We start from the raw sequence: 6,791 nt of genomic DNA, 5'->3' as shown, positions 1-6,791 counted from the left end.
GTTTCGTAGAGCATCCCGCGCGCCGCGTAGCCGGGCATCTGAAACGGTGCTTCCGGAACGGATACGATGCGCCGGAATAGCAGCGCGACCCGGACATCCTTGCGATTCACCAGGGAGATGCGCTTTTCCACAACGGCACAGGTCGCGCTTCTGAGCGTTATGCTCGGGACCGCCTTGCTGATGCCGTCCTGCACATACCAGTCATTACTGCCGGGGGGATAGTTGAACGCGAAGGGGCCTCCTTCCGGCGCAGGCCAGAGCGAGTTACCGCCCAGATTGTCATAGCGGTCCAGTGAGGGGTTTCGGAGCGCCGCCTCGTCTAACCGATGTATCAGTTCGCCGTTCAGTTGACAAAAAAGGCGGCCGTTCAGCGCCGGGGGTATCAGGACGCTTCCCGCACCGCAGTCCAGTTCAACCACGTGCGCGTCATGGGTCCGCAACACATCTGCCCGCATCTTCCTGCTTGCTCCTTTCCCCCGACCGCAGCGAATCCCGCGGTCAAGAGGCTGCATTACGACACTTTGCGAGGCCTGTTATCCGGGGCCGGCAGAACCTGCGATAATCCCGAAGACCCGGGGTCACGCCGTCAGGAGATTGTCCATCTTCGGGCTGAAGGGGACAGGCCCGCTATCCGTAATCTCGTATCCTGTCTCGATCCGCGCGCCGTTCCATTCGGGGTGGCCGAAGAAACTGACGTCGATACAGACGGTCATGCCCGGCTTAAGAACATCCCGGCTGTTCGGACCAAAGAAGGGCGCTTCGGCCTCGTGAAGGCCGATGGTATGCGCGAAGGGGCACACCAGGTATTTGAGCAGGCCGTGCTTTTCGTAATAGGCTCGACCCGGCGCGTCGATCTCGCATCCTTTGCTGCCGGGCCGCAATTGCGCCTTCGTCAGACGGAACACCTCCTTGAGATGATGCAGCATCTGCTGCTGCGATGCGGTGTACTCGCCGGAAACCGGCAGGGTATGGCCTACGACACCCGCGTATCCCTTGACCTTCGGTGCGATGCCGAGCATAACGAGTTCGCCGGGTTCAAGCCGCTTTGTGGTCGCGGTCGGCACGACCGCATTCGCGCGTGCGCCGCTGCCCACAATCGCGCTGAAGCCGAATCCCGTGGCGCCGCGGCTCCGGGCGGCATATTCGCCTGCCGCAGCCACTTCGATCTCCATAACCCCGGCCGCAACCTTCCGCGACATCGCGTCGTAACATTGGTCCGCAAGGCCGAACGCGGCGCGGATCTGGTCACGCTCCCACGCCGACTTGTCATATCGCAGCGAGACGTAGTCCTCCGTAATATCGACGAGTTCGACACCCCGGAATCCCTCCGTGATCTGGCGGTAGCAGTCGGCGGGCATGCGTCCGCCGCCTACAATACCTGCGCGACGGATTTCTCCCTCTCTTGCTTTGAGTTCCGCGAAAAGCGACGGGAAATCCGTAATAGTAGCATTCGGATATTCCTCGTCCGGCACCATAAACACGGGAAAATTCCGCGTCTCCGTGATGGCGCTGTCCTGCTTCGCGAAAGGTTCGCTTTCCGGGCCGCCGAGCAGCATGGCGCTTCCGTCTTTCAGGACAAGCACCGCGCCGCTCTCGAACTGCGGGCACCAGCCGGTCAGGTACCAGCCGTTGCCTATGTTGAATTCGTCGTAGTAGACCAGGGCGAGATCGAGGTTTTTTGCCTTCAGGATGGCCGTGACTTTGGCCAGCCGGACGTCGCGTTCTTCCTGACTGAGGTATCCCATCTTGTCGTCTCCTTTTCGGCCCTTTGCGGGCAGGCTTCCAGTCGCGCAGGAGGGTTGCAATCTCCATTGCCGCGGTGACACAGAATCCAGCCTACTGTCTCACAAGCCCTTCAGGCAAGGATTGAGTGTTTCCACGGGCGTATTGTAAGGAACCGAGAGCCCGGACTGGAGGCAACCCCGATGCATGCTCGGTTGAATGCACTGCGGGTTTCTGGTGCGGTATAGTCCGGGTGATGAACACGCAAGAAACCAGCGTTACGCGGCGCGCATTTGTCGGCGCGGGGGCAAGGGGAATTGCCTATGCGGCGTGTGCCGGGGCCCTGGGAGTACACTGTGAAGCAAGCGGGCCCGGCACGGAGTCCGAAGCGGCGGGGGAGCAGTCCATGGGCATGCGAGACGCGGCAACGATTACGATGGTTCAGCTTACCACGGGCGCGGATGCGCCGCCGGTCGTTGAACGGATGCCCGTGTTCTTCGAGCAAGCCGCGGACCTGGGTTCGGACCTTGTCGTTTTCCCCGAATACGTGCTGGGCGACCTGATCACGACAAAAGACGCCGTGGCGCAGCGGTTCTTCGCGCTCGCGGCGCAACACCGGATTAACGCGATCACAGGTTGTGTCGAGAAGCAGGGTGCCGGCCAGTGGTCCACAAGCGCGTGGGTCGCCGACCGCGGCGGCAACCTGCTGGGCCGCTACTTCAAATGCCATCCGGCTTCGGGGCCCGCTCCGCATTTCTGGCCGCCGAACGAGGGCAACGACCGCGAAGCGCGCGGCATTCTCGGCAATGAGTTCAAGGTATTCACGCTTGACTTCGGGCCAGTCGGCATTCTGCAATGTTACGATGGCTATTTCCCCGAAGCGTGGGGATGCACATCGTACCTGGGCGCGGAAATCATACTATGGATAAACGGCCGTGCCGGCATGGTCGAGGACTCGCATTGCATCATGGCCGCGCAGTGCTACGGTTGTGTTGTCGGGGCCAATATCACGCAAGGCTTCAACACCGGCTTCGCGGGGCCGGGCTGCGTCACGCCCGCCGGAGACTACCGGGACAAACGCGAGGAGGCGCGGCTCTATCCGCGCATCAAAGAAAAAGGGGACGCCTGTATTACGGCAATCATCAACCTCGCCGAATTGCGGTGGAAACGCAAGCACCTTCGCACCATGCACCAGCGCCGTCCCGAACTCTACGGACTGCTCACGCGCGACGTGAAGATGTGGCAGGACTATCCGGAGATTCCTTGGGATTACCCCGAGTGCGCACAACTCGTCAATAGAGCCCAGCTCTGAGCCCAAACGACGCCGGGCGTGCCGCCTTGCCGCATCCGAGCGCGCTTAAAGTCAGTAAATCGCCACAACGTTCACGGTGCCGTGCACATCGTGCAGGCGCACTACTTCCCGTGCCCGGTCGAAATCGTTCCAAGCCCGGTCGTTGACCCTCACGCTGGCGATCGGCTTCTGCCGCGGATGTCTCACCCGGAGAAGGACGCAATCCGGGGGTCGGCGGGATGGTATCTCAATGGACACGGCGATCTCACCGTTGTCCACATGGGAGACGGTCTCGTACGACAACGGCCCGAAATAGGTCGGCGCGTTCCTGACCAGAATGCGTTTGCCCTGTTCCAGCCAGGCGCGGGGCGTGGCCCGGGCAATCCAGAGGGACCGGCCTTCCTCCATTACCAGCAGGTTGCGGAAGTTTTCCATGAACCAGCCCGCCGTGCCGTTGTCGGGGGCGCCGCAGGGGTCGTAGTTCCCCAAATGCCAATGCTCCCACAGCTTGCCATCGGCGCCGACCACGGATGCGTAGGAGTTCATCCAGAATCTGAGAAAGCTCGGGATATCGTCCTGCAAGAGGTAGATGTTTGCATTATGTGAGGCCTTTGGCAAAATGACAAAGCAGTTCCAGAACCAGGCATCCTCCGCAGGCAGCCCCTTGCTTTTTCGTGCTTCTTCCTTCTCCAGAACGACGCCGGCCGACGTACCCCATTCCTCCATGACGTCCAGAGTATCGGTGATTCGGGTGTCGCTCGCGTCCAGCACGGCAAACGGCTCGGCCAGCGGCAGCGCGCCCATGAAACGGTCGCAGTCCGGAAACTGCGGAGCACCGAGTTCCGGCCCCGGGATGCCCCCGGCGTATGCCATTCTCGGAATGTAACTGTGGAACATGCCATCGCGGCCGAGCCGCACCGGCGCGCGCGCCGCTTCGCGGTTTACGGCGCGGCGGAGGTCTTCTCGAAATGCCTTGGCTTCGTCGTGGTACTTCCGGCCCGCCTCCGGGTCGAATTCCGAGAGGGCGTCGGCAAAGCGCTGCAATCCCTGGAGGGATAACGCATTGTCGACGTAATACCAGTGCCAGTCACAACTGGGTATGGCGTAGTCGCCCAACATGCAGGGCGGCATCAGCCCCGCCGCGTGCAGGTCCCGCCGGTTGGGGATATCTTTCATGTAGAGCGTGCGTTGACGGATGATCCAGTCGGCCGCCGCCTGCAGCCGTGCGCGATTCCGCTGGAACCAGTCTTTGTCGCCGGTCAGGAAATAGCGCTCCGCCATGGCAAACAGCAGCCTGCCTGTCGAGGCGTGCGTGCCGTCATGGCTATACCCCATGTCGTGTCTCATGGACGCCGCGTATTCGAGCGCGCCGTCGCCGTCCGTATAGTCGCCGTCCGGCTTTGCGCCCGGGGCCTGCAGAAAATACTCATAGACCTTGTCGGCCTCGGCGTGCAGGCCGACGAGGTCCATCTCATGGGCCACACGGGCCACCTCAAACGCGAGCCCGCCCCACATGTGCTTGCCTTTCAATTGGAACGAGGCCGCGCGCCAGGCGTCGGTCCAGCCGCGGTCCGGCAGTTCCACCTGCATGGGCGGGTCCTCGACGGCGGGAAATGGCGCAAAAATAGTCCCCTCGGGGCACGTCCATAGCCTTACTTCCCGCATGAGTTCTTCCCATGACGCGGCCTCGCGGTGTTCGCGGGTCATCTGCCGGATGCTCTTGAGGTTCCGGGCGGCCAGTTCCGCGGCGAATTGCCGGGCGGTCTGTCCACTGCCCGCCCGCGTCACGAAGGCTCCATGTTCCGGAATCAGGATTGGCCCGTCTTCCAGGTCGCTTATGCGAAACGTGAATCCGGAATTGTCCGACCACACCGTGATGCGGCTGTCCAGACCCGGACGGCTGTCCGGAGCGTACAACAAGGGCACGAAAATGCCCCTTCTCGCTGTCCCAGCCGTAACACGCGATTGCCACCGGCATCCCTCTTTCACTCGGACTCCATTGTTTTCCGCCAAGGGCGTCACGGGACCGAAGAGGGCTACGCTGGGCTCCAGCCACCCGTCGAAATCCGAGTCTTTCGATTCCGCCTGGAAACCCCATTCGATTTCCACGTCCATGCGTTTCCAATTGCCTGCGCTCGGACCGGTCACCCGGATGTCAGGCACGGCACAGGGGGCGCCGGACGGCGCGCGCGGCCTGTCATAAAAAACAGCGACCATTTCCGTGGCCGCATCCACCCGCGTACTGTAGGCCCAATCCATTTTCGCCATTGGGTCGCTCCGGTAGGTCCATGTCCGGTGGTCTGGAAGTAACTCAGGACCGGCAAGAATCTTGTCCACGGTCCATCCAAACCAGCCGTAGGACGTGGGATAGACCCGGACTTCCACCGCATTTTGTGATGGAATCTGCTGAACGCCGTCGGGCCAAACGAGTTCCACCTGATATTTCGACAGGCCGCCCGTCCAGAGCAGCGCGGCCTGCAACTGGCCCGTGGGCGCTGGGGGCAACGGACTCAGCAAGTCCGGCATGTCGTAGTAGATGCTCTTCAACTCGGAGGGAGGGAGCGCCGCGTATGCGGTGCGGTATACCCGGTCTAGCCGCTCCAGGCGCCGCGGTATGAAATAAGCTTCGGGGCGCTCTTGGACCGCTCGATCGGCGCGCCAGGAATAGGCCCACGGCGCGATGTCCACCGGTTGCCCTTCGTGTTCGTCCAATTCCGTTATGTCCATCGGTTGCGGCATGTGGTTCAGGCGCAGGTCGCGCGCACACCCAAAGCCTTCAATCAGGCAGAAGGCCGCGAGACACACGAACGCGGGCAGGTGTTTCATCGAAAAGGTTCCTTGCTCACAACCGTCAGTTCCAGACAGTCCCACTTGGCCGGCGCTCGTCAGAGAATAGCCGGGCCAGTCACTGATTCTGTTCCTTTGTCCGCGCGCGGTCAACAATCTGATGCTTCGTCATTGACGGCAGGGCAGTGGCAAGGCGCGGTGCCCGGCATGGCGCCTGTCCCGGGCTACGGTAGAGTGCAGACGTAGGGAGAGAGAGTGGGGCATGTTGTTCCGAGCGCCGGCAGGTGGGGTGATATGGAGCCTTCCGGGTGGCGTGAAATGGGGCGTTCAAAGGCGTTGAGCGGAACGGGCAAGTGGAGTAGACTGACGTTTTCGGGACGAGGACAGGGTTGTCGGGCATGGGAGGTAAGTTGCCGTGAGAACGCAATCGGTGGAACAGATAGGCGTTTGCAGTTGGTCGCTTCAAGCCACAGGGCCGCGAAACCTGGCGGAGAAAGTGAGCGCGCTCGGCCTCACGAAGGTGCAGCTTGGCCTGACGCCGCACCGGGATGACCCGGGTGCCTGGGACGGCGTACAGGAAATCCTCGGCGAATCGGGGATACGTATCGTTTCCGGCATGTACTCGACGGTGGGCGAGGACTACACGACCCCGGAAACGATTCGCAGGACGGGCGGCGTCGTTCCCGATGAGCACTGGGAGGAGAACTTGAGCTTGGCGCGCGCCACCGCGGCAATTGCCAAGACGATGGGCCTGAAATACGTGAACGCACATGCGGGCTTCCTGCCGCATGATTCCGAGTCCCCCGATTTCGACAAGCTCTGCGGGCGTGTCCTCAAGCTTGCGGAAGTATTCGGGGCAAATGGCGTTACGCTGCTGATGGAGACCGGCCAGGAAACCGCGCAATCGCTGCTGATGTTTCTTGACGCGATGAAGAAGCGCGGCGCCCGGAATATTGCGGTCAACTTCGATCCCGCCAACATGATCCTCTAC

At 61.9% G+C, this 6,791-nt stretch carries 5 protein-coding genes; 2 read left to right on the top strand and 3 right to left on the bottom strand.

The window, feature by feature from the left end:
- Together KA184_06620 and KA184_06615 are read right to left on the bottom strand one after the other, a co-directional pair.
- Nucleotides 1-455 (bottom strand): hypothetical protein (locus KA184_06620; protein MBP8129240.1); only part of this gene is annotated, 455 nt, incomplete at its 3' end.
- Between the two features lie 123 nt (nucleotides 456-578).
- Nucleotides 579-1,745, bottom strand: a complete 1,167-nt coding sequence (locus tag KA184_06615) for an aminopeptidase P family protein (protein ID MBP8129239.1) — start codon at nucleotides 1,743-1,745, stop codon at nucleotides 579-581.
- 383 nt (nucleotides 1,746-2,128) lie between these two features.
- On the opposite strand from KA184_06615, the gene KA184_06610 reads away from it, so the two are divergent.
- Nucleotides 2,129-3,034 carry a carbon-nitrogen hydrolase family protein gene (locus KA184_06610; GenBank protein ID MBP8129238.1) on the top strand — a complete coding sequence of 302 codons (906 nt, stop codon included), beginning with the start codon at nucleotides 2,129-2,131 and terminating at the stop codon, nucleotides 3,032-3,034.
- A 51-nt stretch (nucleotides 3,035-3,085) separates the two neighbouring features.
- On the opposite strand, the gene KA184_06605 is transcribed toward KA184_06610, so the two are convergent.
- Nucleotides 3,086-5,839 (bottom strand): hypothetical protein, encoded by a 2,754-nt coding sequence (locus KA184_06605; protein ID MBP8129237.1) that lies wholly within the window; start codon nucleotides 5,837-5,839, stop codon nucleotides 3,086-3,088.
- Nucleotides 5,840-6,215: 376 nt separating this feature from the next.
- On the opposite strand from KA184_06605, the gene KA184_06600 reads away from it, so the two are divergent.
- On the top strand, nucleotides 6,216-6,791 hold a 576-nt coding region (locus KA184_06600), incomplete at its 3' end, for a TIM barrel protein (GenBank protein MBP8129236.1).

Source organism: Candidatus Hydrogenedentota bacterium, from assembly GCA_018005585.1.
GTDB lineage: Bacteria > Hydrogenedentota > Hydrogenedentia > Hydrogenedentales > JAGMZX01 > JAGMZX01.
Note: the sequence above shows the minus strand (reverse complement) of the source record. Positions and strands in the feature narration are given on the sequence as shown.